Origin of the sequence: Variovorax paradoxus NBRC 15149, from assembly GCF_001591365.1 — a bacterium.
Taxonomy (GTDB): domain Bacteria; phylum Pseudomonadota; class Gammaproteobacteria; order Burkholderiales; family Burkholderiaceae_C; genus Variovorax; species Variovorax paradoxus.
The window spans coordinates 607,424-633,486 of sequence record NZ_BCUT01000007.1; the positions used below are offsets into that span (position 1 = coordinate 607,424).

Below are 26,063 nucleotides of genomic sequence, written 5' to 3' on the forward strand. Positions count from 1 at the left end.
GGAACAACCCTCACCCCGGCCCTCTCCCCGAGGGGAGAGGGAGAAATCAGAAGAAGGCAGAGGAAGAGATTCCATGAGCATCGAAATCCGCAACATCAGCAAGCAGTTCGGCGACTTCCGCGCACTGAACAACGTGAACCTCGACGTCGAGTCGGGCGAACTCGTCGCGCTGCTCGGTCCCTCGGGCTGCGGCAAGACCACGCTGCTGCGCATCATCGCGGGGCTGGAGACGGCCGACACCGGCAGCATTCTCTTTTCGGGCGAGGACACCACCGACGTGCATGTGCGCGAACGGCAGGTGGGCTTCGTGTTCCAGCACTACGCGCTGTTCCGCCACATGACGGTGTTCGAGAACGTCGCGTTCGGCCTGCGCGTGAAGCCGCGCAAGGAGCGCCCGAGCGACGCGCAGATCAGGCAGAAGGTGACCGACCTGCTCAAGCTGGTGCAGCTCGACTGGCTGGCCGACCGCTATCCGTCGCAGCTCTCGGGTGGCCAGCGGCAGCGCATCGCACTGGCGCGCGCACTGGCGGTGGAGCCCAAGGTGCTGCTGCTCGACGAACCCTTCGGCGCGCTCGACGCCAAGGTGCGCAAGGAACTGCGCCGCTGGCTGCGCCGGCTGCACGACGAGCTGCACGTCACCTCGATCTTCGTCACGCACGACCAGGAAGAAGCGCTCGAGGTGGCCGACCGCGTGGTGGTCATCAACAAGGGCCGCATCGAGCAGGTCGGCTCGCCGCAGGAGGTGTGGGACCAGCCCGCCAGCCCGTTCGTCTACGGCTTCCTGGGCGATGTGAACCTGTTCCACGGCCGGGCCGACAACGGCGCGGTGCAGCTCGACGGCATGCGCCTGGACTCGCCTGAACACAGCGGCGCGCGCGACGCCAAGGCGATGGCCTATGTGCGCCCGCACGACCTCACCGTGGAGCGCTACACCGCCGGCGCCACCGGCATCGTGGCCACCCTGTCGCGCGCCATCGTGGTCGGCCCGATCGCGCGGCTGGAACTTGAGCCCACCGAAACGAATCCAGATAATCCGGGCTCCGGAACCATCATCGAGGCGCAACTCCCTGCGCAACAGTTCCGTGAACTGGGCCTGCACGAGGGCGACACGGTCGTCGCCACGCCGCGCAAGGCCCGGGTGTTCGTAGAAGAAGATTGGGTTTCCCCTTGATCGATTGGTACTTCGGCGCGCCGCGCCGCGCGTATGGGCTGATCTGCCTGGCCTGCGTCCTGATGCTGGCCTTCGGGCTCTACCTGCAGCACGTGGTCGGCCTCGAGCCGTGCCCCATGTGCATCGTGCAGCGCTATGCGCTGGTGCTGGTGGCGCTCTTCACCGGCCTGGCCGGCGTGTTCAGGAGCCGCGGCCTGCAGGCCACGGGCGGTGTGCTGGCGCTGGCGGCAGCGGCCGGCGGCGCCTACACGGCGGCGGCGCAAAGCTGGCTCCAGTGGAACCCGCCCGAGGTCGTGACCTGCGGGCGCGACCTCTACGGAATGATCGAGACCTTTCCGCTCAAGCGGGCGCTGCCGATGATCTTCCGCGGCGGCGGCGATTGCTCGAAGGTCGACTGGTCGCTGTTCGGCCTGACGCTCGCGAACTGGTCGTTCATTGCCTTCGTGGTGCTGGCGGTCCTGCTGCTCGTGCTGCTTTTTCGCCGGCCCGCGGCGCGCTAGCTAGAGCGGCAGGGTGTCGAAGGCCGCGTAGGCGGTCGCCAGCCAGGACTTCACGCGCTGGCGCTCCAGCAGGCCGAGCGCATGCGGCCCTTCGCGGTCGTTCACGGCCTTCCAGAAACTGGTGTTCTGCGCATCGATCTTGCGCATGCTCGCCTCATGCAGGCGCGGCAGCGTGATCACGCGGGCGCCGTTCGCGGTGGCCTTGGAAAGCGACTGCGACGCCAGCAGCATGCCGAAGTCGCTGCCGCGGCCGTAGTTCTGCACCACGATGTAGTTGGGCCGGTTGCCGAAGGTGTCGATCAGCGTGCCGAGCAGGTCGGTGGAGTCCTTGCCGTCGTCCAGCACGTGCCAGAAGTTGACGGCCACGCCCAGCTCGTCGAACACGTCGAACAGGTCCGATTCCTTGATCCAGCGCGACAGCGGCGCGAGCGTCTGGGCCGCCAGGTCGACGATGACGCTTTGCTGCGGATTCGTCTCGAAGCCGTTCACCACGGTGTCCAGGCCCTCGAAGCTGTCGACCACGATGGGCGAGGCAAAGCCTTCGTAGAAGCGCGTGAACGAGCTGTGCGAGCGGTCGGTATCGAAGCCCGTGAAGGGCTTGCTGTGGTCGATGAAGTACTGCGCCAGCACGCGCGCCGTGACCGACTTGCCGACACCGCCTTTTTCGCCGCCGATGAAATTGATGGAGCTCATGAGTTGCTGCTGCCTCGAAAGGGTGGAGGAGTGAAGGGCCGGATCATTCTAGGGGGCGGGCTTTTCTATTTGCCGCGCCGCGCCATCCCCTGCAGCAAGGGATGTGCCTGCAAGCGCTGCTGCAGCCGTTTCTTCCACGCGGCCGGCAGCGCCGATGCCTCGATCATCGCGGGCCAGCGGCTGCGCGCGAGCCGCGCCGTGTCGGCCACGGTGCGCCGCACCAGCGGCTCGTGCAGCCCGGCCGAGAAGCAGAAGGCGCGCACGCTGGCGGGCGTGAACAGGGCGCTGCGCCTGGGGGCGGCCTCGCCAGGCGTTGCGGGCAGAAGAGGCAGCGCATGGCCGTCGACGCCCTGCAGCGCCGCATAGGCCACGATGTCGTAGGCCGGCGCCAGCCGCGGCGCGATGCCGTCGGGGTACAGCACGCCAAAGTTCTTCAGATGCGCGTCGGGGTTGCCGAGCAGGTCGTTCACCGCAAGGCGCCGCACGAGTTCGAGCACCGCTTCCTCGCCCAGCGATGGAAATGCGCGCATCGCCAGCGCCATGTCGAGGTAGCTGGCGCTGTACTTGTGCATCGGGTCGACCGCAAGCACCTGCGCGAAATCCTCGAAATGGATGCGGCGCGCGCCTTCGCGGTCGAAGCGCGTCACGGCAAGAAAGTCGGGCTCGTCGGGCAGCGCGTAGCTGTGCTCGGCCGCAATGGCCGAGAGCGGCGCGAGTTCGGCATGGCAGACCTCGACGCCGGCCGCACCCGCCATCTGCAGCGAGAGCATTTCCAGCTGCGGCATGTGGGGCCGCCCGGCCACCGGCAGCTTGGCGATCACGCGCGTGCTCGCGCCGGCGCGGGTGCGGGCCACGTAGCGCCCGCCTTGCCGGCGCAGGCCGAGCTTGGGCTGCACGCCCGACACCGAGATGCCCTGCGGCATCGGCAGCTCGACCACCGACATCTCGAGCGCGTCCTGGTCCTGGGTGATGAGCCGCTGCAAGGTGCCCCGGTCGACCGAGACCGGCCGGGCGCTCACCGCGCCGGGCAGGTCGCCGCCGCAGGCCGCAAGCAGCTCGAAATGGTCGTTCTCGCGGCAGCCGCGCAGCTGCGCGATGTGGCTGCGCAGGACGCCTTCGGGCAGCAGGTTCTGGAAGAAGCGCGGCAGCTGACCGCCCTGTGCGTTGAAGAGCGGGTTCTTGACGTCGCTCCACAGTGCCGACTGCGCGGAAGGATCGCTGGCCACCATCGACAGCGACAGCACCTCGGGCGGCGGCGCGGCCACCAGTTCGGGTTCCGCCACGAAGCGGCAGAGGTCCGCGTACTGGAACAGCTTGCCGAAGCGGCGCGCGCCGAGCGAGATCTCGAGGATCTTGACGTTCATGGCGAAGGCTTTTTCGAACGCGGCCCGGACGCCGGAGCCGGCGGCGGCGCCGCAGCGCCGACGGCGTTGCCGATGCGCGTGGGCACCGGGCGGTAGCCGGGCTCGGAGTCCGCGCGTTCGCCGAAGCCCTTGGGCGCGAGCTGCAGCTCGAGGCCCAGGGCATCCACCAGCGCCAGCAGCGAGGACATCTGCGGATTTCCCTTCAGGCTCAGCGCATTGCGCACCGAACGTTCGGTGAGGCCGGAGCGCAGCGCGATTTCAGCGTTGCCGAGACCCGCGGCCTCGCGCCGGGCCGCCAGGGCGGTGATGAGTTCCTGCTTGTTCACGGAAATATATTACCGCAAACCACAATTTCGGAAATATGTTTCCGAGAGAGTGTCCGCAATCGCTACCGGGGAATGAGCGTGAAGAAGGGCATCACGACGCCCATGACCCAGTTCTGGCCGAAATCGAGCGCGGCGCGCCGGTATTTCTCGTCGGCCTGGGCGGCCAGCAGGTCGAGCCGCGCCACCACCTTGGACAGTTCGCGGTCGGCCACGAGGTTGCGCCCGCGCTCGCTGATCTCGGTGGCCAACAGCAGCGGCTGGCCGTCGGGGCCGGTCTTGGAGGCAATCAGCCAGAGCGATATCTCGAAGTTGCGCGCGGCCCGGAAGCTGTTCTCGGCATTGACGCCGTCGAGCATGGTCTGGTCCCAGGTGTCGCCGTTGGCCTGTTTGAGCATGGTGGCCCAGCCGACGACCAGCGCCGCCACCCGGTCGCCCTGGTAGCCCTGCGGCCCGGTGTCGAAAGCCATGCGGATGGCGTCGATGCCCGTGGCGCCGCGCAGCTCGGGCAGGGCAGGGCCGGTCAGCACCGCATCCCAGGCGCGCTGCGCGGCCGCCTCGACGCTGGCGGCCGACTTGCGCCATTCGCGCGGGTTGCGCCGGTAGAGCGTGGTCTGCACGCGCCGGATCGATTGCAGGTTGTCGCGCAGCGAGAGGTTGGCGATGCGGTTGGCGCTGGACTGCAACCATTCCTGGTTGCTGTAGGCCTCGGCGCGATCGGTGGAACGCACGGCCGCGCAGCCGCCAAGGCCCAGCAGGGCGGCCGCACCGGCCAGCAGGCAGCCGCGGCGCACGGCAAGAGGTGATGAAACCAGGGAATCGCTCATGCCCTGACGTTATCATCCACGGCTGGGGCGGCGGCCTGTCTCGAACGGCAGGTCCGTGCAATTTTCCTTACAAATCAATACCTTGGCGTCATGCCAAGGCAGGCCGACAAGTCGTGCGTCTCAATTCCATCAAGCTTTCGGGCTTCAAGTCGTTCGCCGAACCCACCAACTTCCTGCTGCCGGGCCAACTGGTCGGCGTCGTCGGGCCCAACGGTTGCGGCAAGTCGAACATCATGGATGCGGTGCGCTGGGTGCTGGGCGAGTCGCGCGCGTCGGAGCTGCGCGGCGAGTCGATGCAGGACGTGATCTTCAACGGCACGACCACGCGCAAGCAGGCCAGCCGTTCGAGCGTGGAACTGGTGTTCGACAACGCCGACCATCGCGCGGGCGGCCAGTGGAACCAGTTCGGCGAAATTGCCGTGCGGCGCGTGCTCACGCGCGACGGCACCAGCAGCTACTACATCAATAACCAGCCGGTGCGCCGCCGCGACGTGCAGGACGTGTTCCTGGGCACCGGCCTCGGACCGCGCGCCTACGCCATCATCGGCCAGGGCACGATCAGCCGGATCATCGAGTCCAAGCCCGAGGAGCTGCGCCTGTTCCTCGAAGAGGCGGCGGGCGTCTCCAAGTACAAGGAGCGCCGGCGCGAAACCGAGAACCGCCTGGGCGACACGCGCGAGAACCTCACGCGCGTGGAAGACATCCTGCGCGAACTCAACGCCAACCTCGAAAAGCTCGAGAAGCAGGCCGAGGTGGCCGCGCGCTACAACGCGCTGCAGGGCGAAGCCACCAAAAAGCAGCACCAGCTGTGGTTCCTCAAGCGCAGCGAAAGCGATGCCGACCAGGCCAAGATCAAGGCCGACTCGGAAAAGGCGATCAATGACCTCGAGTCGCGCACCGCCGACCTGCGCCGCATCGAATCCGAACTCGAAACCGTGCGCCAGGCCCACTACGCGGCCGGCGACCAGGTCAACCAGGCCCAGGGCAAGCTCTACGAAGCCAGCGCCGAAGTGGGCCGCCTCGAAGGCGAGATCCGCTTCGTGGTCGAAGGCCGCCAGCGCGTGGAGCAGCGGCTGGTCCAGCTGCGCGAGCAGATGGGCCAATGGGGCCGCCGCCGCGAAGAGGCCGAGGCGGAGATCGAAACCCTGGCCGGCCAGGGCGTCGACGCGGAAGAGCAGGCCGTGCTGCTGGCCGCGCAGCTCGAGGAACACGACGCGCGCATGCCCGAGCTCGAGGAAGCCGTGCAGCGCGCCCAGGACGAGGCCAACGCCCAGCGCAGCACCGTCTCGCAGGTGCAGCAGCAGATCCAGGTGCTGGCCGCCGACCAGCGCAACATCGAAGAGCAGAGCCGGCAGCTCACGCAGCGCAGCGAACGCCTGCGCGCCGACCAGAACGCCCTGGCCGCGCCCGACGAGGCGCGCCTGCAAGCCCTGCAGGAAGAGCATGCGGCCGCGCAGGAAACCGCGAGCGAGGCCGATGCGCGCCTGCACGAGCTGCAGGAATCGGTGCCGCAGCTCGACGACGACCGCCGCGCCAAGCAGCAGGCCGTCAACACCGAAGGCGCGCGCCATGCCGAGCTCTCGGCGCGGCTCGAAGCGCTGCGCGCGCTGCAGGAAAAGGTCAAGACCGATGGCAAGCTGGCGCCCTGGCTCGCCAAGCACGGGCTCGAAGGCATGCAGGGGCTGTGGAGCCGCATCCACATCGAGCAGGGCTGGGAAAACGCGCTCGAAGCGGCGCTGCGCGAGCGCCTGGGCGCGCTCGAGGTCAGCCGGCTCGACATGGTGCGCGCCTTCGGCAACGATGCGCCGCCCGCCAAGCTCGCGTTCTACAGCCCGCCCGCGGCCGGCGCGCCGCAAGGTACGGCCGCGCTGCCGCGCCTGTCGAGCCTGCTGCGCCTGAACGATGCGGGCCTGCAGGCCCTGCTGACCGACTGGCTGCACGGCTGCTACACCGCGCAGAGTTTCGAAGAAGCGCTCGCGCAGCGCGCCACGCTGCAGCCGGGCGAAGTCATCTATGTGCAGAGCGGCCACGCCGTGTTCTCGCACAGCGTCAATTTCTACGCTCCCGATTCCGAGCAGGCCGGCCTGCTGGCGCGCCAGCAGGAAATGGAAAACCTCGAGCGCCAATTGCGCGCCCAGGCCCTCATCAGCGAAGAGGCGCGCACCGCGCTGGTCCGCGCCGAAGCCGCCTACGCCGATGCGGCGCAGCGCCTCGTCACGGCGCGCCGCGAAGCGGCCGAAACGCAATCGCGTGCGCATGAACTGCAGGTCGAGACGCTGCGCATGACCCAGCTCGCCGAGCAGACGCGCGCGCGCAGCGAGCAGCTGGCTGCCGACCTGGCCGAGGTCGACGCGCAACTGGAAGAACTGCAGGAAAAGCGCATGGCCGCCGAAGGCCGCTTCGAAGAGCTCGACATGCAGCTGGCCGACAGCCAGGAGCGCCACGCGCAGCTCGACGAACGCGTGATCGAGGCCGGCCGCGCGCTGGCCGCGAGCCGCGAGCAGCACCGCAGCCTCGAGCGGCAGGCGCAGGAGGCCACCTTCTCGCAGCGCACGCTCGAAGCCCGCCGCGGCGAACTGAACCGCGCCATTGAAACCGCATCGCAGCAGGTGCTGTCGCTCACCGACGAAGACGAGCGCGCCCGCGCCGAACTCGGCCGCCTGTCCGATGCGGCGGCCCAGGCCGGCCTGCAGGACGCGCTGGCGCTCAAGCTCGAGCGCGAGGCCGCGCTGGGTGCGGCGCGCAGCCAGTACGACGACCTCACGCTGAAGCTGCGCGCCAGCGACGAACGCCGGCTGCAGCTGGAGCGCGAACTCGATCCGCTGCGCCAGCGCATCACCGAATTCCAGCTCAAGGAACAGGCCGCGCGCCTGGGGGTCGAGCAATACCAGCAGCTGCTGGACGACGCCGGCGCCGACCTCGAGGCCGTTGCCCAGTCGATCGAAGCCGACAAGGTCCGGCTCACCGGCCTCCAAGGCGAGATCGACCGCCTGAACCGCGAAGTGGTCGCGCTGGGCGCGGTCAACCTGGCGGCGCTCGACGAGCTTGCCGTGGCCAGCGAGCGCAAGACCTTCCTCGATGCGCAGTCCGCCGACCTGAACGAGGCCATCGGCACGCTCGAAGACGCCATCCGCAAGATCGACGCCGAGACGCGCGACCTGCTGGGCGGCACCTTCAAGATCGTCAACGAGCACTTCAGCCGCATGTTCCCCGAGCTGTTCGGCGGCGGCAATGCACGGCTCGTGATGACCGGCGACGAGATCCTCGACGCCGGCGTGCAGGTGCTGGCGCAGCCGCCCGGCAAGAAGAACCAGACCATCCACCTGCTCTCGGGCGGCGAGAAGGCGCTCACGGCCATTGCGCTGGTGTTCGCGATCTTCCAGCTCAACCCGGCGCCTTTCTGCCTGCTCGACGAAGTGGACGCGCCGCTGGACGATGCCAACACCGAACGCTATGCCAAACTCGTGACCGCCATGAGCCGCGAAACCCAGTTCCTCTTCATCAGCCACAACAAGATCGCCATGGAAATGGCCGAGCAGCTGATCGGCGTCACCATGCAGGAGCAGGGCGTCTCGCGCATCGTCGCGGTCGACATGGAAGCGGCCGCCTCCATGGTCGAGGCTGCTTGATCCGGGCAGCCCATGAGCAATCTCACTCTCGCCCTGGCCATCCTCGGCGGCCTCGTCCTCGCGGCCGTCGTTGCCTACAACACCCTGACCTCGCGCCGCAATGCGCCGCGCCAGCCCGACGCCGCTGACCGCGACCTGTCCGAGGCGGACCCTCGGCCATCGTCCTCGTCCGACGGCGTGGAGCCGATGCTGCACATCGATCCGCACCCGGTGCCGGGCCATGAACGCCACGAACCGCTGTTCGACCCCGACCTGCCCGCGCCCAGCGCGAGCCCGGTGCCCACGGCCGAGCGGCGCGGCGGGCTCGATCCGCTGATCGACGTGATCGCGCCGGTGTCGCTGGACGGGCTCGCATCGGGCGACGCGGCCATTGCCGCCATGCCGCCCACGCGCCGCGCGGGCAGCAAGCCCGTGGCCATCGAAGGTTTGAACGAACACACCGGCCAATGGGAGCCGCCCGTGCCGGGCCAGCGCTACAGCGCCTTCCAAGTGGGCGTGCAGCTGGCGAACCGCACCGGCGCGCTCAACGAGATCGAATACTCCGAATTCGTGGTCAAGGCGCAGGCCTTTGCCGATGCCGTCAACGGCGCGCTCGAATTTCCTGAAATGCTCGACGAGGTGGCGCGCGCCCGCGAGCTCGACCAGTTCGCCAGCGCGCACGATGCGCAGTTGGGCTTCGTGCTGCGCGCGCTGCATGCCGCCTGGAGTCCCGGCTACGTGCAGCAGAACGCGGCGCGGCTGGGCTTTGTGGCCGGCATCATCCCGGGGCGCATGGTGCTGCCGACGAGCGAGGCCGGGCTGCCGCCGATCCTCGGGCTCTCGTTCGACACGCAGGCCGCGCTGGCCGACGATCCGGCGCAGTCGGCCATCCGCGAACTCAGCCTGAGCCTGGACGTGCCGCAGGTCGACCGCGCCGAGCAGCCGTTCCGCCGCATGCGCGAAGCCGCCGCCACGCTGGCGCGCGAGATGGACGGCGTGGTCACCGACAGCGACGGCCAGCTGCTGCGCGAGGAAACCATGGATGCGATCGGCGCCGACCTCGAGCAGCTCTACGACACGCTCGAGTCGCGCGACCTGGCCGCCGGCTCGCCCCTGGCGCGCCGCCTTTTCAGCTGATCCGATCGTTCGGGAGACACCCATGACCACGCGCGACGAAGCGGCACGCGAAGCCGCCGCACTGAGCGAACAGCTTCACCGCCACGCTCATCTCTACTACGTGCTCGATGCGCCCGAGCTGCCCGACGCCGAGTACGACCGGCTGTTCCAGCGGCTGCAGGCGCTGGAAGCCGAATACCCCGAACTGCGCACGCCCGATTCGCCCACGCAGCGCGTCGGCGGCAAGGTGCTCGAAGGCTTCGTGAAGGTGCGCCACAAGGTGCCGATGCTGTCGATCCGCACCGAGACCGACATCTCGCCCGGCGGCGCCAGCGCCTTCGATGCCCGCGTGCGCAAGGAACTGGGCCTGGCCGAGGACGGGCCGCAGGTCGAGTACGTCTGCGAACTCAAGTTCGACGGCCTGGCCATGAACCTGCGCTACGAGAACGGCGTGATGGTGCAGGCCGCGACGCGCGGCGATGGCGAGGTCGGCGAGGAGGTCACGCAGAACATCCGCACCGTGCGCGAGATTCCGCTGCGGCTCAATGGCAAGGCGCCGCCCGTGGTCGAGGTGCGCGGCGAGATCTACATGAAGCGCGCCGATTTCGAGGCGCTCAACGAGCGCCAGCGCGAGAAGATCGCGGCCGGGCAGAAGAACGAGAAGGTCTTCGTCAATCCGCGCAATGCCGCGGCCGGCGCGGTGCGCCAGCTCGACCCGGCCATTGCGGCGGCGCGGCCGTTGAGCTTTTTTGCCTATGGCCTCGGCGAGGTCACGCCGGCCAGCGAAGGCGGGCCGGAATTTCCGACCCAGTTCGACTGGCTGCAGCAGTTCCACGCCTGGGGCTTTCCGGTGGCCACGCAGACCGCACGCGCGACCGGCGCCATCGAACTGATCGCCTTCCACGAGAACATCGGGCGCCAGCGCGATGCCTTGCCCTACGACATCGACGGCGTGGTCTACAAGGTCGACAGCATCGAACTGCAGCGGCGGCTGGGCTTCGTCTCGCGCGAGCCGCGCTGGGCCGTGGCACACAAGTACCCGGCGCAGGAGCAGATCACCGAGGTGCTGGGCATCGAGGTGCAGGTCGGGCGTACCGGCAAGCTCACGCCGGTGGCCAAGCTCGCGCCGGTCTTCGTGGGCGGCGTGACCGTCACCAACGCCACGCTGCACAACGAGGACGAGGCGCGCCGCAAGGACGTGCGCGTGGGCGACAAGGTGATCGTGCGGCGGGCCGGCGACGTGATCCCCGAAGTGGTCGGCGTGGTGCCCGAAAGCCTCGCCAGGCCCGAGGGCGAGCGGGGCCTGCTCTTCACCATGCCGCACCAGTGCCCGGTGTGCGGATCGGAAGCGCTGCGCGAAGAGGGCGAAGTCGACTACCGCTGCACCGGCGGCCTGTTCTGCGCGGCCCAGCGCAAGGAAGCCATCCTGCACTTTGCGGCGCGCCGCGCGGTCGACATCGATGGGCTTGGCGACAAGCTGGTCGAGCAGCTGGTCGATGCCAACCTGATCCGCACCTTGCCCGACCTCTACAAGCTCGGGTTCACCACGCTGGCGGGGCTGGACCGCATGGCCGACAAGTCGGCCAAGAACCTCGTCGATGCGCTCGAGGCGTCGAAGAAGACCACGCTGCCGCGCTTCCTGTTCGGCCTGGGCATCCGGCACGTGGGCGAGAGCACGGCCAAGGACCTGGCCAAGCACTTCGGCAAGCTCGACGCGATCATGGATGCGAGCGAGGAGCAGTTGCTGGAGGTCAACGACGTGGGCCCGGTCGTCGCGCAAAGCCTGCGCACCTTCTTCGACCAGCCGCACAACCGCGAGGTGGTCGAGCAGCTGCGCGCCTGCGGGCTGACCTGGGAGGAGGGCGAACCCGCAGCCCGGGCGCCCAAGCCGCTGGCGGGGCTGACCTTCGTGATTACCGGCACCCTTCCTACGCTGAGCCGCGACGAAGCCAAGGACAAACTGGAAGCAGCCGGCGCCAAGGTGGCGGGTTCCGTCAGCAAGAAGACCAGCTACCTGGTGGCCGGCGAAGAGGCTGGCAGCAAGCTGGACAAGGCGCGCGAGATCGGCGTGGAGGTGATCGACGAGGCGCGTATGCTGGAGCTGCTCGCCGGCGGTGTGCCGGGTTGAAGGGGGGTGAAGCGCGGTTCTTACCGGCAGTTACGCGACTTCACACCACCGCAGTCAACAGGGCCTACAAGCTGGCGTTGAAAACTGAAGGCTGACAAGGAGTCCCTCATGCAGAAAATTCGTGTTCTCGGTATCAGTGTCGCCATCGGCGGCTTCGCGCTGCTTGGCGGCTGCGTGGCTGTTCCTGGCGACCCCTACTACAGCGGGGGCTATTCGCAGCCGTACTACTCGGATCCGGTGGTGGTGAATCCGGCGCCGGTCTATATCCAGGGCGGCGGCTACTACGAAGGCGGGCGCCGCTATTACGACCATGACCGCCCCTACTACGGCGGCAGGCCCTATTACGGGCGCCCGGGCTACCCGGTGGCGCGTCCGGTGCCAGTGCCGGTTCCCGTGCCCGTGCCTTCTCGCCCGGGCTGGGGCGGCGGCGGTGGCGCACGGCCGCCGGCTGCCGGCGTGTCGCCGCTGCCGCAATACCGGCCGGATCCGCCGCGCGGCGCATCGCGGCTGTGGTCGTCGCCCGACTCCAAGGGACAAACCCCTCCATGACGCCGCGGCGGGGCCGCTCGCGATAATCCCGCCATGGCCATCCGCGAAATCCTCAAGATGGGCGACCCCCGGCTGCTGCGCATTGCGCAGCCGGTGGCTGCCTTCGACACCGACGAACTGCACCTGCTGGTGCGCGACATGTTCGAGACCATGCTGGCCGTCAATGGCGCGGGCCTGGCCGCGCCGCAGATCGGTGTCGACCAGCAACTCGTGATCTTCGGCACCGACGTGGTCAATCCCCGCTATCCCGACGCGCCACCCGTGCCGCGCACCGTGCTGCTGAACCCGGTCATCACGCCGATCGGCGACGAGGAAGAAGAGGGTTGGGAAGGCTGCCTCTCGGTGCCGGGCCTGCGCGGCGTGGTGCCGCGCTTTGCCAACATCCGCTATACCGGCTTCGACCCCTACGGCGATCCGATCGACCGCGTCGCGAGCGGCTTTCATGCACGCGTGGTGCAGCATGAAGTCGATCACCTGCTGGGCAAGCTCTATCCGATGCGGGTGCGCGACTTCTCGCGCTTCGGCTATACCGACGTCCTGTTTCCAGGGCTGGACGCGAACGACGACGAGTGACGAAAGAACGGCCGGCACGCCGCCGGCCGCATGCTTCCTTCCTTCTTCCTTCAGTTGTACTTGCCGCCCAGGCCGAACCGGCCGCCGCCGAAGAGCGCAATGGCAAGTGCCGAGAACAGGAACATGCCCTGCAGTTCCAGCGCCCAGCCGCCCTGGCCATTGAGTGCGCCCAGGTCTTTCCGGTGCACGAGCCAGATGGCCACCAGCATGTTGAGCGCAACGATCAGCGCAGCCGGACGGGTGAACAGGCCCACGATGAGCAGCACGGGCGCAAGGATCTCGGCCACATAGACCAGGTAAGCCATGGCGGCCGGCAAGCCGTGGGATGCCAGCATGCCGCCGATGCCGTCGACGCCCTTGCCGACCTTCGCAATGCCGTGCAGCAGGATGAGGATGCCGAGCGCGACGCGCAGAACGAGCTTGCCGGTGTCATCGGATTTGGTCATGTGCAGATTCCTGGTGAAGTGATTGAAGGCCCGTATGTTAGTGAATGCGGCGCCCAAGAAAAACACCGTGCCGGCGCCTGCGGCATATGCATCCAACCGCCCGTTCTTTGGCAGAGTGGCGCGCAGCCTCGTACACTGGCTTTTGCTTGTTGTTGAGGAGAACACACCAATGAAGAACCGATTCCGTCCCGCACTGGCCATGGCCGCAGCCGTTGCAGCGCTTGCCGCTGCCGCCCCCGCCTTTGCCGGCAAGACCCTCGATGCCGTCAAGCAGCGCGGCACCGTCAAGTGCGGCGTGACCAATGGCGTGGCCGGCTTTTCCGCGCCCGATACGCAGGGCAACTGGTCGGGCCTGGACGTCGACACCTGCCGCGCCATTGCGGCGGCCGTGCTGGGCGACCCGAAGAAGGTCGACTTCGTGCCGCTCAATTCGCAGCAGCGCTTCTCGGCGCTGCAGGCCGGCGAGATCGACATCCTCGCGCGCAACACCACCTGGACGCTCACGCGCGATGCGTCGCTGGGCTTCAACTTCACCACCATCACCTACTACGACGGCCAGGGCTTCCTGGTGCCGAAGAAGCTCAAGGTGACGAGCGCCAAGCAGCTCAAGAACGCGACCATCTGCACGCAGTCGGGCACCACCAACGAGAAGAATGTGTCCGACTACTTCCGCGCGCAGAACATCCCGGTCAAGACGGTGGTGTTCGAGAGCTTCGAAGCCTCGTTCAAGGCCTTCTTCTCCGGCCGCTGCCAGGCCTTCACCACCGACGCCTCGGCGCTGGCGGGCCTGCGCAACAAGGAAGCGCCGAACCCCGACGACTACGTCATCCTGCCCGAGCTCATTTCCAAGGAGCCGCTCGCGCCGCTGGTGCGCCGCGGCGACGACGAATGGTTCGCCATTGCCAAATGGGTGCCCAACGCGCTCATCGAGGCCGAGGAATTCGGCATCACGCAGGCCAATGCCGACGAGCTCAAGGCTGGCAGCAAGGACCCGGCGCAGCAGCGCCTGCTGGGCGCCGGCGAAGACCTGGGCAAGCTGCTGGGCCTGGACAAGGACTGGTCGTTCCGCGCCATCAAGGCCGTCGGCAACTACGGCGAGATGTTCGAGCGCAACGTGGGCCCCAAGTCGGTCCTGAAGCTGCCGCGCGGCTCGAACAACCTCTGGAACAAGGGCGGCCTGATCTACGCACCACCGGTTCGATGAGCAGCGGAGCCTCGCGCCGCGGCGCCTGGCTGGGCTGGGTCGTCCAGGCGCTGCTGGTGCTGGCCGTCGTGGCCGGCGCGGCCTGGGTCGTGAACCATGCGCTCGAGGTCTTGCGGGCGCGCGGCGTCCGATCGGGCTTCGACTTTCTTACTGAGCCCGCGGGCTTCTCCATCAGCGAAGGCTGGCTCGACTTCGATGCCAGCCAGCCGTTCTGGCGCGCCTTCCTCGCGGGCCTGGTCAACACGGTGCGCGCCTCGGTGCCCGCCGCCATCTTTTCGGTGGTGCTCGGCACCTTGATCGGCATCGGCCGGCTCGCGCCTCACGTGCTGCTGCGCGGCATCTGCACCGCTTATGTCGAGCTGCTGCGCAACGTGCCACTGCTCGTGCAGCTGCTGATGCTGGCCTTTGCGATTGCCAACCTGCTGCCTGATCCGACCGAACCCGTGCGGCTGCTGCCGGGCGTGTGGCTCAGCAAGGGCGGCCTCAGCGTGCCCTGGCCGGCGTCGGGCGAGGGTGGCTGGTGGCCCACGCATTTCGATTGGCCCGAGCGCGGCGACTTCGGCGTGAGCGGTGGCGCGGCGCTGAGCCCGGAGTACGTGACCATCGTCGCGGGCCTGTCCTTTTACTCGGCCGCGTTCGTGGCCGAGATCGTGCGCGCCGGCATCCTCTCGGTGCCGCAGGGGCAGGTGCTTGCGGGCCAAGCGCTGGGACTCGCGCCGGTGCAGCAGCTGCGCATCGTGATCCTGCCGCAGGCGCTGCGGGTGATCGTGCCCTCGCTCACCAACCAGCTGCTGAGCCTCGTCAAGAATTCATCGCTCGCGGTGGCCGTGGGCTATCCGGAACTGGTGTCGGTGGCCAACACCACCATCGGCTCGAACGGCCGTGCCTTCGAGTGCATCGCCATCATCATGGCGGTCTATCTGCTGCTGTCGCTGCTGATCTCCTTCGGCATGAACCGCTACAACGCGCGCGTCGCGCTCAGGGGCTGGCGATGAGGAACGTGGCCCAGGGCCCGATCGCCTGGCGCAGCGAACTCTGGGGTTCGCCGCCGCGGGCGCTGGCGACCGTGCTGCTGCTCGCGCTGCTGGCATGGGGCGGCTACCGCGCGGTCGAATGGGGCGTGCTGCACGCCGTCTTCCGGCCTGACGCGGAAGCCTGCCGCGCGGTGCAGCATGGCGCCTGCTGGGGCGTGGTGGCCGAGAAATGGCGCCCGATGCTGTTCGGCCGCTTTCCCTACGAAGAGCAATGGCGCCCGGCCATTGCCGTGGCCGTGCTGTCGGCCGTCACCATACTGAGTGCCTGGCCGCGCAGCTGGCGCTGGTGGCTGGCGCCGCTCTGGGTGGTGGCGCTCGTGCTGTTCGTGCTGCTGATGCGCGGCGGCGTGGCGGGCCTCGCCCCCGTGCCGACCAGCCGCTGGGGCGGATTGCCGCTCACCATCGGCCTGGCGGTGGTGGGCCTCGCGCTGGCCTTTCCGCTCGCGCTGCTGCTCGCGCTCGGGCGCCGCTCGGGCTGGCCGGTGGTCCGCACGCTCAGTGCGAGCTACATCGAGCTGGTGCGCGGCGTGCCGCTGATCTCGGTGCTGTTCATGGCCTCGTTCCTGCTGCCGCTGCTCTGGCCCGCGGGCTGGCAGCCCGATGTGCTGGTGCGCGTGCTGGCGGGGCTCACGCTGTTCGTTGCGGCCTACCTGGCCGAGATCATCCGCGGCGGCTTGCAGGCCGTGCCGCGCGGCCAGACCGAAGTGGCGATGGCGCTGGGCTTCGGCCGCTGGCCGGTGCAGCGGGACATCGTGCTGCCGCAGGCCCTGCGGCTGGTGGTGCCGGCGCTGACCAACAGCGTGGTCGGTACCTTGAAGGACACCTCGCTGGTCACGGTGGTCGGCCTGTTCGAGCTGACCGGCGCGCTGGGCCTCGCACTCGGCGGCGACCCGACCTGGCGGCCGTTCTACCTCGAGGGCTACCTCTTCGTTGCGGCGGTGTACTGGGTGCTGTGCTTCGGGCTGTCGCGCTACAGCGTGTGGCTCGAGCGGCGGCTGGGAGAGGGCGCGCGCTGAACGCGCCGGCCGCACTCAGCCCGCCAGCGCCTTGTCGACCAGCAGCTGCGCCTCCTCGAGGATGCGGCCCAGGTGCTCGGCGCCGAGAAAGCTCTCGCCGTAGATCTTGTAGATGTTCTCGGTGCCCGAGGGCCGCGCGGCGAACCAGCCGTTCTCGGTGACCACCTTCACGCCGCCGATGGCCGCGCCGTTGCCGGGTGCGTGGCTCAGCACCTCCTGGATCTTCTCGCCGGCAAGCTCGGTGGACAGCACCTGCTGCGGCGACAGGCTCGAGAGCTTCTTCTTCTGCTCGACGGTGGCCGCCGCATCCACGCGATTGGCCACCGGCTGGCCCAGCGCCTGCGCCAGTTCGGCAAAGCGTTCGCCGGGATCGCGCCCGGTGCGCGCGGCAATCTCGGCCGAGAGCAGGGCGGGCACGATGCCGTCCTTGTCGGTGGTCCATACCGTGCCGTCGCGCCGCAGGAAGGTAGCGCCCGCGCTTTCCTCGCCGCCAAAGCCCAGCGACGAATCCACCAGCCCGTCGACGAACCACTTGAAGCCGACCGGCACCTCGTACAGCCTGCGGCCCAGCCGGGCGGCCACGCGGTCGATCATCTGGCTGCTGACCACCGTCTTGCCCACGGCCGCATGCGCCGCCCACTGCGGCCGGTGCGTGAAGAGGTAGTCGACCATCACCGCCAGGTAGTTGTTGGGCGGCAGCAGCCCCGCACTGCGCGTGACGACGCCGTGGCGGTCATGGTCGGTGTCGCAGGCAAAGGCAATGCCGAAGCGCTCCCGCAGGCCGATCAGCTGGTGCATGGCGTCGGGCGACGACGGGTCCATGCGGATGCGGCCGTCCCAGTCGAGCGACATGAAGCGGAAGGTGGGGTCGACCTCCTGGCTCAGCACATTGAGCCGCCCGAGCTTGTAGCGCTCGGCGATGGCCGGCCAGTAGCGCACGCCCGCGCCGCCCAGCGGGTCGACACCCAGGTCGATCTCCACGCCGCGGATCGCATCCATGTCGAGCACCTGCGCGAGGTCTTCGACGTAGGTGTTGAGGTAGTCGTGGCGGTGCGTGGTCGGGGCGCGCAGCGCCTGGGCGAGCGGCAGGCGCTTCACGCCCTTGAGGTCCGCCGCAAGAAAGGCATTGGCCGCGGCTTCGACCGCCGAGGTGATGTCGGTGCCCGCGGGGCCGCCATTGGGCGGGTTGTACTTGAAGCCGCCGCTTTCGGGCGGGTTGTGCGAAGGCGTGATCACGATGCCGTCGGCCAGCCCCGCCGTGCGACCGCGGTTGTAGACCAGGATCGCATGCGAGACGGCGGGGGTGGGCGTGTACTCGTCGTCCTTCGAGAGCATCAGCTCGACGCCGTTGGCCGCCAGCACTTCCACCGCGCTGTTGAAGGCGGGCGTGGAAAGCGCATGCGTGTCGATGCCGAGGAACAGCGGGCCGTCGATGCCCTTCTGGCGCCGGTAGTCGGCAATGGCCTGGCTCATGGCCAGCACATGCCATTCGTTGAACGCGTTGTCGAAGGAGGAGCCGCGGTGGCCCGAGGTGCCGAAGGCCACGCGCTGCGCGGGCACCGAGGGATCGGGCCGGCCCGTGTAGTAGGCCGAGACGAGGCGCGGGACATTGACGAGCAGGTCCAGCGGTGCGGGCTGGCCTGCGAGGGGATTGGTTTTCTGGCTCATGTCGAGGGTTGCCGTTCGAGTTGAAACAAGAGTCGGCACCATCATGCCGCAGGATGCGCCTGCGGATGAAACAAGCGGCAAGCGGGCCTCAGGAGGCCAGCGCTTCCATCAGGTCGGTCTCGATGGCCAGCTGCGTCTTCTGGCCCTGCAATTCGGGCCCGCTGATCAGGAAGGTGTCTTCCACGCGCTCGCCGAGCGTCGTGACCTTGGCGAGCTGCAGGTTCAGGTGATGCCGGGCGAGCACGCGCGCCACCGAATAGAGCAGCCCGGCGCGGTCGCTGGCCGAGATGTTGAGCAGCCAGCGCTGCGCCTTGTCGTCGGGCAAAAGGCTGATGCGCGGCTTGATCGGAAAGCTGCGCACGCGCCGCGACACGCGGCCCACGCTGGGCGGGGGCAGGGGGCCGGCTTCGGTCAGCGTCTGCGCCAGGCCCGACTCCACCATGCTGATGAGATCGCGGTAGTGATCGGGCAGGAAGGTGGTCACCACCTGAAACGTGTCGAGCGCGTAGCCGTTGGTCGCGGTGTGCACTTTCGCATCGAGGATGCTGAACGAAGCCTGGTCGAAGTAGCCGCAGATGCGCGCGAAGAGGTCGGGCTGGTCGGGCGTGTAGACCACCACCTGCAGGCCTTCGCCCACCGGCGAAAGGCGGGCCCGCACGATCGGCGGCGCCTTGGGGTCGATGGGCACGTTGGGCGGCGGCACGAAGCGCGAGAGCTGCTTGGCATGCCAGGCGATCTCGGTGGCTTCATGGCGCATGAAGTAGCCGACGTCGAGCGTGGCCCACAGGGCCTTGTGGGCCTCGAAGGGCTGCGCGTGCAGGGCCAGCTGCACCAGCGCCTCGCGCTTGCGCGATTCCACCTCGGCGTCGGGGTCGGGCATGCGGCCGCCGAGCGCGCGCAGCGTGTAGCGGTACAGGTCTTCGAGCAGCTTGCCCTTCCAGGCATTCCACACGCGCGGCGAGGTGCCGCGGATGTCGGCCACCGTCAGCAGGTAGAGCGCCGTGAGGTAGCGCTCGTTGCCCACGCGCCTGGCGAAGGCGCCGATCACCTCGGGGTCGCTCAGGTCCTGCTTCTGCGCGACCTGGCTCATCACCAGGTGCTCCGCAACCAGGAATTCGATCAGCCTGGAATCCTCGCGCGCAATGCCGTGCTGCTTGCAGAAGCGCTGCACGTCGCGTGCGCCGAGCGTGGAATGGTCGCCGCCGCGGCCCTTGGCGATGTCGTGGAACAGCGCCGCCACGTAAAGGATCCACGGCTTGTCCCAGCCGGCCGCGAGCTGCGAGCAGAACGGGTACTCATGCGCATGCTCGGCGATGAAGAAGCGCCGCACGTTGCGCAGCACCATCAGGATGTGCTGGTCCACCGTGTACACGTGGAACAGGTCATGCTGCATCTGCCCCACGATGCTGCGGAACACCCGCAGGTAGCGCCCCAGCACCGAGGTCTGGTTCATGAGCCGGAACGCATGCGTGATGCCGTAGGGCTGCAGCAGGATGCGCATGAAGGTCTGGTGGTTGACCGGGTCGTTGCGGAACTTGCTGTCCATCACGTGGCGCGCGTTGTAGAGCGCGCGCAGCGTACGGGCCGACAGGCCCTTCACGCCGATGGTCTTCTGGTAGAGCAGGAAGGTTTCGAGAATGGCGTGCGGCTCGCGCTCGTAGAGGTCGTCGCTCGCAATCTCGATGAGGCCTGCGCGCTCGAAGAAGCGCTCGTTGATCGGCGTGTGCTGCTCGTCCACCGGCTGCAGCCGCTCCGCAATGTTCAGCAGCAGGATCTGGTTGAGCTGCGACACCGCCTTGGCCGCCCAGTAGTAGCGCCGCATCAGCGCCTCGCTCGACTTGCGCTGCGATTCGCTTTCATAGCCGAAGCTTGCCGCCACCGCGGTCTGCAGGTCGAACACCAGGCGGTCCTCGCGCCGGTTGGCAATCACGTGCAGGCGCGCGCGGATCAGCGAGAGCAGCGCTTCGTTGCGCTTGATCTGCTGTGCCTCGAACGAGGTGGCCAGGCCGTTCTTGGCCAGGTCGTCCCAGCGGCTGCCGAAGCCCGCGGCCTTGGTCATCCAGAGGATGGTCTGCAGGTCGCGCAGGCCCCCCGGCGATTCCTTGCAGTTGGGTTCGAGCGCGTAGGGCGTGTTGTCGAACTTCTGGTGGCGGTGGCGCATTTCCTGCGACTTGGCCACGAAGAAGGCCTGCGGATCGATGGCGCGTGCAAAACGCCGGCGGAAGCCCACGAAGAGCTTCTTGTCGCCCGTGATCAGCCGCGATTCGAGCAGCGAGGTCTGGACTGTGACGTCCTTCTCGGCTTCGGCCAGGCACTCGTCGACGGTGCGCACGCTGGAGCCGATCTCGAGCCCCGCGTCCCAGCAGTGGCCGATGAAGGCCTCGATGCGCGCAGGATCGATCGCGCCGGCCTCGCCCTCGGGCGGCAGCAGCAGCAGCACGTCGACATCGGAGTAGGGGAACAGCTCGCCGCGGCCGAAGCCGCCCACGGCCACCAGCGCGAGCGCGTCGCCGAAATCGGCCTCGCGCCAGAGCGTGCACAGCGTCTGGTCGGCCAGCGCCGACAGCTGCCGCAGCACCGTGTGCACGCTGCGCGTGGGCGCGCGCGCAAAGCGCAGGGTGTCGAACAGCGCCAGCTTCTTCGCGCGATAGGCCTCGCGCAAGGTGGCGACGTCGATCTTGGCGGGTTCGATCACGGCAGTGTCCGGAGCCGTGCGCCGCTCGCGCGGCTCACGTTTTCGTGGAAGTGACGAACGAGGGCAGGGGTGGGCTGCCTTCGGACAGCGTGAGCACCTCGTAGCCCGTTTCGGTGACCAGCACCGTGTGTTCCCATTGCGCCGACAGCGAATGGTCGCGCGTGACGATGGTCCAGCCGTCGTACTGGCCACCCTTGAAGTCTTCCTTCACCTCGCGCTTGCCGGCGTTGATCATCGGCTCGATGGTGAAGATCATGCCGGGCTTGAGTTCTTCCAGCGTGCCCGGCCGGCCGTAGTGCAGCACCTGCGGCTCTTCGTGAAAGCGCTGGCCCACGCCGTGGCCGCAGAATTCGCGCACCACCGAATAGCCCTGGCCTTCGGCGAATTTCTGGATCGCATGGCCCACGTCGCCCAGGTGCGCGCCCGGGCGCACCTGCAGGATGCCGTGCCACATGGCCTCGAAGGTGATGCTGCACAGGCGCTTGGCGGCAATGGAGGCATCGCCGATGATGTACATGCGGCTGTTGTCGCCGAACCAGCCGTCCTTGATGACGGTCACGTCGACGTTCATGATGTCGCCCTTCTTCAAGGGCTTGTCATTGGGAATACCGTGGCAGACCACGTGGTTCACCGAGGTGCAGAGCGACTTCGGGAAGGGCACGCTGCTCGCGCCCATGTAGCCCACGGTGGCCGAGGTGGTGCCCTGCTTGACCATGTATTCGGCGGCCAGCCGGTCGACGTCGTTCGTGGTGATGCCGGGCTTGATGAGGGGCGTGAGGTAGTCCAGCACCTCGGAGGCCAGGCGGCAGGCGACGCGCATGGCTTCGATGCCTGCGGCGTCTTTGTAGGTAATGCTCATCCCGGAATTATCCCATTCACCAGAAGAACCTGCCCCCGACGCGGAGCACTTCGTGCCCCGCTGCCCCCCGAGGGGGCCGCCATCTTGGGGCGGCCCGGCGATGGCCTAAAATTCCGGGTTAACGCGGATGACCCCAGTCAGCGGCCATTCGCCCAGATTTCTTGATTCCCAACGCGGCCCCAGGCCCATTCGACCGTGACGCAGCCCGCACCTCAAGCCCTTCCCGTCGTAACCTTTTTCGAGGGCGGCAGCGCACTCAGCGATTTCCGCGCGCGGCAGCTGCTGCCGAAGCTGCAGGCGATCGATGCGCGCATCGAGGGCGTCAGCGCCCGTTTCGTGCACCTGGTGGTCACCGACGCGGCGCTCGACGCGGCCGGCCGCGAGCGCTTTGCCGCGCTCCTGGCCTACGGCGAGCCCTTCGAGGCGCCGGCCAAGGCGGGCGCCTCGGTGGTCGTCACGCCGCGCCTGGGCACCGTCTCGCCCTGGGCCTCCAAGGCCACCGACATCGCCCACAACTGCGGCCTGGCGCTGCGCCGGGTCGAGCGGGTCACCCAGTACCACCTGAAGCTCAAGGCCCCGCTGATCGGCAAGGCGCCCGTGCTCGAAGGCGACCTGCTGGCGGCGGTGGCCGGCCCGCTGCACGACCGCATGACCGAATCGGTGCTGGCCAGCGTCGAGCAGGCCGCCAGCCTGTTCAGCGAGCTGCCGGCCCAGCCGATGGCGCTGGTCGACGTGCAGGGCGGCGGCCGCGCCGCGCTGGTGGCGGCCAACACGGGTTTTGGCCTGGCGCTGGCGGAAGACGAGATCGACTACCTGGTCGAAGCCTTCACCCGGCTCGGGCGCAACCCGAGCGACGTCGAGCTGATGATGTTCGCGCAGGCCAACAGCGAGCACTGCCGCCACAAGATCTTCAACGCCAGCTTCGCCATCGACGGCCAGGCCCAGCCGCAAAGCCTGTTCTCGATGATCCGCCACACCGAGAAGCAGAATCCGCAGCACACCGTCATCGCCTATGCCGACAACGCCTCGGTGATGGAGGGCACGACGCTCGAGCGCTTCATCCCGGCGCCGGATTCGCAGAGCTATCAAAAAGATAGCGCGCTGAGCCATGTGCTGATGAAGGTCGAGACGCACAACCATCCGACCGCCATTTCGCCGTTCCCCGGCGCCTCGACCGGCGCGGGCGGCGAGATCCGCGACGAAGGCGCCACCGGCCGCGGCTCCAAGCCCAAGGCCGGCCTGACCGGCTTCACGGTGTCGAAGCTCTGGCCCGAAGAGGGCCACTACGGCAAGCCCGAGCACATCGCCAGCCCGCTGCAGATCATGACCGAGGGCCCGCTGGGCGGCGCCGCGTTCAACAACGAGTTCGGCCGGCCCAACCTGCTGGGCTACTTCCGCGAATACGAGCAGACCGTGGCGAGCGACGTCGACACGGTGCAGCGCGGCTACCACAAGCCCATCATGATCGCGGGCGGCCTTGGCAGCATCGACGCCACGCAGACGAAGAAGATCCAGTTCCCGGCCGGCTCGCTGCTGATCCAGCTCGGCGGGCCCGGCATGCGCATCGGCATGGGCGGCAGCGCCGCAAGTTCCATGGCCACGGGCGCCAACGCGGCCGAGCTCGACTTCGACTCGGTGCAGCGCGGCAACCCCGAGATCGAGCGCCGTGCGCAGGAGGTCATCAACCATTGCTGGCAGCAGGGCGCGGCCAACCCGATCCTTGCGATCCACGACGTGGGCGCGGGCGGCCTGAGCAACGCCTTCCCCGAGCTGACCAACGACGCCGGCCGCGGCGCGCGCTTCGACCTGCGCGCGGTGCCGCTCGAAGAGTCGGGCATGGCGCCCAAGGAAATCTGGTGCAACGAAAGCCAGGAGCGCTACGTGCTGGCCATCGCGCCCGAATCGCTCGAACAGTTCAAGGCCTTCTGCGAGCGCGAGCGCTGCCCGTTCTCGGTGGTGGGCGTGGCGACCGAGGAGCGCCAGCTGCTGGTGGCCGACGAAGGCGCCGCGCGCAGCGAGGACACGCCGCAGCCCGTCGACATGCCGATGGACGTGCTGCTCGGCAAGCCGCCCAAGATGCACCGCGACGTGAAGAGCGTCGCCCGCACCTTCAAGCCGCTCGACCTCACGGGCGTCGACCTGCAGAAGGCCGCCATCGACGTGCTGTCGCACCCGACCGTGGCCTCCAAGCGCTTCCTCATCACCATCGGCGACCGCACCGTGGGCGGCCTGAGCCACCGCGACCAGATGGTCGGCCCCTGGCAGGTGCCGGTGGCCGACTGCGCCGTGACGCTGGCCGACTACAAGGGCTTTGCCGGCGAGGCGATGAGCATGGGCGAGCGCACGCCGCTGGCCGCGCTCGATGCGCCGGCCTCGGGCCGCATGGCCGTGGCCGAGGCCATCACCAACCTGCTGGCCGCGCCGATCGAGCTCTCGCGCGTGAAGCTGTCGGCCAACTGGATGGCCGCCTGCGGCGAGCCCGGCGAAGATGCCGCGCTGTATGAAACCGTCAAGGCCGTGGGCCTGGAGCTGTGCCCGGCACTCGGCGTCTCGATTCCGGTCGGCAAGGATTCGCTGTCGATGCGCACGCAGTGGAAGGATGGCGGCGAAGCCCGGAAGGTCACCTCGCCCGTGAGCCTGATCGTGACCGCCTTCGCCACGCTGGCCGACGTGCGCGGCACGCTCACGCCGCAGCTCGATGCACAAGAGGCCGACAGCACGCTGGTGCTGATCGACCTGGGCCGCGGCCAGCACCGCATGGCCGGCAGCATCCTCGCGCAGACGCTCAACCAGAGCGGCGACACGGTGCCCGACCTCGACGACCCCGCGCAGCTCGTCGCGCTGGTCAACGCCGTGAACGCGCTGCGCGCCAACGGCAAGATCCTGGCCATGCACGACCGCAGCGACGGCGGCCTGTTCGCCACCGCCTGCGAAATGGCCTTTGCGGGCCACGTGGGCGTGGCGCTCAACGTCGACATGCTGGTGACCGAAGGCGACGGCATCTCCGACAGCCGCATGGAAACCGGCGACGCCAAGAACTGGGCGCAGCAGGTCAGCGCGCGGCGCGAGGAGCTCACGCTCAAGGCGCTGTTCAACGAAGAGCTCGGCATGGTGCTGCAGGTGCGCACGGCCGAACGCAACGAGGTGATGCAGGTGCTGCGCGCCCACGGCCTCAGCGCCCACAGCCACTTCGTCGGCAAGACGCGGCCCGCCAGCTCCACGATGGAGGCCGGCAAGGGCAAGCTCGAAGTCTGGCGCGATGCCAAGTCGGTGTTCAGCGCGAGCCTGCAGGACCTGCACCAGGTGTGGGATTCGGTCAGCTGGAAGATCGCCCGCGAGCGCGACAACCCGGCCTGCGCCGATGCCGAGCACGCCGCGGCCGGCGATCCTTCGGACCCCGGCATGCACGTCTTCCTCCCTCTCCCTCCGGGAGAGGGCAGGGGTGAGGGCAACGGCCTCAATGCCCCCGCCATCCTTCAGAACCGCCCCAAGGTCGCCATCCTGCGCGAGCAGGGCGTCAACTCGCATGTCGAGATGGCCTACGCCTTCACCGAGGCCGGCTTCGAGGCCTTCGACGTCCACATGACCGACCTGCAGGCCGGCAGGGCGGACCTCGCCGACTTCAAGGGCGTGGTGGCCTGCGGCGGCTTCAGCTACGGCGACACGCTGGGCGCCGGCATCGGCTGGGCGCGCAGCATCACCTTCAACCCGAAGCTCGCCGAACAGTTCAAGGCCTTCTTCGGCCGCGAAGACACCTTCGGCCTGGGCGTGTGCAACGGCTGCCAGATGTTCGCCGAGCTGGCCGACATCATTCCGGGCGCCGAGGCCTGGCCGCGCTTCACCACCAACCAGAGCGAACGCTTCGAGGCGCGCCTGTCGATGGTCGAAGTGCTCGAATCGCCGAGCATCTTCTTCGCGGGCATGGCGGGCACGCGCCTGCCGATCGCGGTGGCGCACGGCGAGGGCTATGCCAACTTCAAGCACCGCGGCGACGCGGCCAAGGCCATTGCGGCGATGCGCTTCGTGGACAACCACGGCAACCCGACCGAGCAGTACCCGTTCAACCCGAACGGCAGCGCCGGCGGCCTGACCTCGGTGACCACGCCGGACGGCCGCTTCACCGCGGTGATGCCGCACCCCGAGCGCGTGTTCCGCAACATCCAGATGAGCTGGACCGGCGGCGACCGGAGCGAGCTGAGCCCCTGGATGCGGATCTGGCGCAACGCGCGCCGCTGGGTAGGCTGAAAGAAAGAGCCCGGAACGAAAAAGCGGCCCGCGGGCCGCTTTTT

At 68.5% G+C, this 26,063-nt stretch carries 19 protein-coding genes; 11 read left to right on the plus strand and 8 right to left on the minus strand.

Annotated elements, in window-relative coordinates:
- Positions 1 to 73 precede the first annotated feature (73 nt).
- Together VPA02S_RS28450 and VPA02S_RS28455 are read left to right on the plus strand one after the other, a co-directional pair.
- Positions 74 to 1,171: a sulfate/molybdate ABC transporter ATP-binding protein gene (locus tag VPA02S_RS28450; protein WP_012748060.1), complete on the plus strand. Its 1,098-nt coding sequence runs from the start codon at positions 74 to 76 to the stop codon at positions 1,169 to 1,171.
- A complete protein-coding gene (locus VPA02S_RS28455) occupies positions 1,168 to 1,671 on the plus strand; it encodes a disulfide bond formation protein B (RefSeq protein ID WP_026283997.1) in 504 nt (167 codons plus the stop codon). Before VPA02S_RS28450 ends, VPA02S_RS28455 begins: the two co-directional genes overlap by 4 nt.
- On the opposite strand, the gene VPA02S_RS28460 is transcribed toward VPA02S_RS28455, so the two are convergent.
- From VPA02S_RS28460 to VPA02S_RS28475, 4 genes are all read right to left on the minus strand, one after another.
- Entirely contained in the window at positions 1,672 to 2,364 is a 693-nt protein-coding gene (locus VPA02S_RS28460; RefSeq protein WP_012748058.1) for a P-loop NTPase family protein, read from the minus strand.
- Between the two features lie 65 nt (positions 2,365 to 2,429).
- The gene (locus VPA02S_RS28465) at positions 2,430 to 3,728 is read right to left on the minus strand and encodes a type II toxin-antitoxin system HipA family toxin (protein WP_062366826.1); all 1,299 of its coding nucleotides are present in this window, start codon (positions 3,726 to 3,728) and stop codon (positions 2,430 to 2,432) included.
- On the minus strand, positions 3,725 to 4,054 hold the full coding sequence (locus VPA02S_RS28470; protein ID WP_018904511.1) for a helix-turn-helix domain-containing protein: 330 nt from the start codon (positions 4,052 to 4,054) through the stop codon (positions 3,725 to 3,727). The genes VPA02S_RS28465 and VPA02S_RS28470 overlap by 4 nt, the downstream gene beginning before the upstream one ends.
- A 62-nt stretch (positions 4,055 to 4,116) precedes the next feature.
- Positions 4,117 to 4,878 carry a hypothetical protein gene (locus VPA02S_RS28475; RefSeq protein WP_018904510.1) on the minus strand — a complete coding sequence of 254 codons (762 nt, stop codon included), beginning with the start codon at positions 4,876 to 4,878 and terminating at the stop codon, positions 4,117 to 4,119.
- Between the two features lie 113 nt (positions 4,879 to 4,991).
- On the opposite strand from VPA02S_RS28475, the gene smc reads away from it, so the two are divergent.
- The 5 genes from smc to def all read left to right on the plus strand — a co-directional run bounded on the left by smc (position 4,992) and on the right by def (position 12,852).
- Positions 4,992 to 8,507: a chromosome segregation protein SMC gene (smc, locus tag VPA02S_RS28480; RefSeq protein ID WP_018904509.1), complete on the plus strand. Its 3,516-nt coding sequence runs from the start codon at positions 4,992 to 4,994 to the stop codon at positions 8,505 to 8,507.
- A 12-nt stretch (positions 8,508 to 8,519) separates the two neighbouring features.
- On the plus strand, positions 8,520 to 9,623 hold the full coding sequence (locus VPA02S_RS28485; protein WP_018904508.1) for a cell division protein ZipA C-terminal FtsZ-binding domain-containing protein: 1,104 nt from the start codon (positions 8,520 to 8,522) through the stop codon (positions 9,621 to 9,623).
- Between the two features lie 22 nt (positions 9,624 to 9,645).
- Positions 9,646 to 11,730: an NAD-dependent DNA ligase LigA gene (ligA, locus tag VPA02S_RS28490; protein ID WP_062366829.1), complete on the plus strand. Its 2,085-nt coding sequence runs from the start codon at positions 9,646 to 9,648 to the stop codon at positions 11,728 to 11,730.
- A 108-nt stretch (positions 11,731 to 11,838) separates the two neighbouring features.
- Positions 11,839 to 12,279, plus strand: a complete 441-nt coding sequence (locus VPA02S_RS28495) for a hypothetical protein (protein ID WP_012748051.1) — start codon at positions 11,839 to 11,841, stop codon at positions 12,277 to 12,279.
- 33 nt (positions 12,280 to 12,312) lie between these two features.
- Positions 12,313 to 12,852 carry a peptide deformylase gene (def, locus tag VPA02S_RS28500; RefSeq protein WP_012748050.1) on the plus strand — a complete coding sequence of 180 codons (540 nt, stop codon included), beginning with the start codon at positions 12,313 to 12,315 and terminating at the stop codon, positions 12,850 to 12,852.
- A gap of 50 nt (positions 12,853 to 12,902) precedes the next feature.
- Here def and VPA02S_RS28505 read toward each other — a convergent pair whose 3' ends face one another.
- On the minus strand, positions 12,903 to 13,298 hold the full coding sequence (locus VPA02S_RS28505) for a DoxX family protein (RefSeq protein ID WP_062366831.1): 396 nt from the start codon (positions 13,296 to 13,298) through the stop codon (positions 12,903 to 12,905).
- A gap of 169 nt (positions 13,299 to 13,467) precedes the next feature.
- Here VPA02S_RS28505 and VPA02S_RS28510 point away from each other — a divergent pair, with 169 nt between their 5' ends.
- Genes VPA02S_RS28510 through VPA02S_RS28520 form a run of 3 tightly spaced genes read left to right on the plus strand, consistent with a single transcriptional unit; the run spans position 13,468 to position 16,552 of the window.
- Entirely contained in the window at positions 13,468 to 14,502 is a 1,035-nt protein-coding gene (locus VPA02S_RS28510; protein WP_018904506.1) for an amino acid ABC transporter substrate-binding protein, read from the plus strand.
- Positions 14,499 to 15,497 (plus strand): amino acid ABC transporter permease, encoded by a 999-nt coding sequence (locus VPA02S_RS28515; protein ID WP_018904505.1) that lies wholly within the window; start codon positions 14,499 to 14,501, stop codon positions 15,495 to 15,497. Before VPA02S_RS28510 ends, VPA02S_RS28515 begins: the two co-directional genes overlap by 4 nt.
- Positions 15,494 to 16,552 (plus strand): amino acid ABC transporter permease, encoded by a 1,059-nt coding sequence (locus tag VPA02S_RS28520; protein ID WP_018904504.1) that lies wholly within the window; start codon positions 15,494 to 15,496, stop codon positions 16,550 to 16,552. The genes VPA02S_RS28515 and VPA02S_RS28520 overlap by 4 nt, the downstream gene beginning before the upstream one ends.
- 15 nt (positions 16,553 to 16,567) lie before the next feature.
- Here the strand turns inward: VPA02S_RS28520 and pgm are convergent, their stop codons facing one another.
- The 3 genes from pgm to map all read right to left on the minus strand — a co-directional run bounded on the left by pgm (position 16,568) and on the right by map (position 21,774).
- The gene (gene pgm / locus VPA02S_RS28525) at positions 16,568 to 18,220 is read right to left on the minus strand and encodes a phosphoglucomutase (alpha-D-glucose-1,6-bisphosphate-dependent) (protein ID WP_018904503.1); all 1,653 of its coding nucleotides are present in this window, start codon (positions 18,218 to 18,220) and stop codon (positions 16,568 to 16,570) included.
- Between the two features lie 88 nt (positions 18,221 to 18,308).
- On the minus strand, positions 18,309 to 20,915 hold the full coding sequence (locus tag VPA02S_RS28530) for a [protein-PII] uridylyltransferase (RefSeq protein ID WP_018904502.1): 2,607 nt from the start codon (positions 20,913 to 20,915) through the stop codon (positions 18,309 to 18,311).
- A 34-nt stretch (positions 20,916 to 20,949) separates the two neighbouring features.
- On the minus strand, positions 20,950 to 21,774 hold the full coding sequence (gene map / locus VPA02S_RS28535) for a type I methionyl aminopeptidase (RefSeq protein ID WP_018904501.1): 825 nt from the start codon (positions 21,772 to 21,774) through the stop codon (positions 20,950 to 20,952).
- A 195-nt stretch (positions 21,775 to 21,969) separates the two neighbouring features.
- Between map and purL the strand changes: the two genes are divergently transcribed.
- A complete protein-coding gene (purL, locus tag VPA02S_RS28540) occupies positions 21,970 to 26,019 on the plus strand; it encodes a phosphoribosylformylglycinamidine synthase (protein ID WP_018904500.1) in 4,050 nt (1,349 codons plus the stop codon).
- The last annotated feature ends 44 nt before the right edge of the window (positions 26,020 to 26,063 follow it).

Coding starts and splice junctions, on each gene's coding strand:
- VPA02S_RS28450 (WP_012748060.1), top strand. CDS start 74: ATGAGCATCGAAATCCGCAACATCAGCAAGCAGTTCGGCGACTTCCGC.
- VPA02S_RS28460 (WP_012748058.1), bottom strand. CDS start 2,364: ATGAGCTCCATCAATTTCATCGGCGGCGAAAAAGGCGGTGTCGGCAAG.
- VPA02S_RS28465 (WP_062366826.1), bottom strand. CDS start 3,728: ATGAACGTCAAGATCCTCGAGATCTCGCTCGGCGCGCGCCGCTTCGGC.
- VPA02S_RS28475 (WP_018904510.1), bottom strand. CDS start 4,878: ATGAGCGATTCCCTGGTTTCATCACCTCTTGCCGTGCGCCGCGGCTGC.
- VPA02S_RS28485 (WP_018904508.1), top strand. CDS start 8,520: ATGAGCAATCTCACTCTCGCCCTGGCCATCCTCGGCGGCCTCGTCCTC.
- ligA (WP_062366829.1), top strand. CDS start 9,646: ATGACCACGCGCGACGAAGCGGCACGCGAAGCCGCCGCACTGAGCGAA.
- VPA02S_RS28495 (WP_012748051.1), top strand. CDS start 11,839: ATGCAGAAAATTCGTGTTCTCGGTATCAGTGTCGCCATCGGCGGCTTC.
- def (WP_012748050.1), top strand. CDS start 12,313: ATGGCCATCCGCGAAATCCTCAAGATGGGCGACCCCCGGCTGCTGCGC.
- VPA02S_RS28505 (WP_062366831.1), bottom strand. CDS start 13,298: ATGACCAAATCCGATGACACCGGCAAGCTCGTTCTGCGCGTCGCGCTC.
- VPA02S_RS28510 (WP_018904506.1), top strand. CDS start 13,468: ATGAAGAACCGATTCCGTCCCGCACTGGCCATGGCCGCAGCCGTTGCA.
- VPA02S_RS28515 (WP_018904505.1), top strand. CDS start 14,499: ATGAGCAGCGGAGCCTCGCGCCGCGGCGCCTGGCTGGGCTGGGTCGTC.
- VPA02S_RS28520 (WP_018904504.1), top strand. CDS start 15,494: ATGAGGAACGTGGCCCAGGGCCCGATCGCCTGGCGCAGCGAACTCTGG.
- pgm (WP_018904503.1), bottom strand. CDS start 18,220: ATGAGCCAGAAAACCAATCCCCTCGCAGGCCAGCCCGCACCGCTGGAC.
- map (WP_018904501.1), bottom strand. CDS start 21,774: ATGAGCATTACCTACAAAGACGCCGCAGGCATCGAAGCCATGCGCGTC.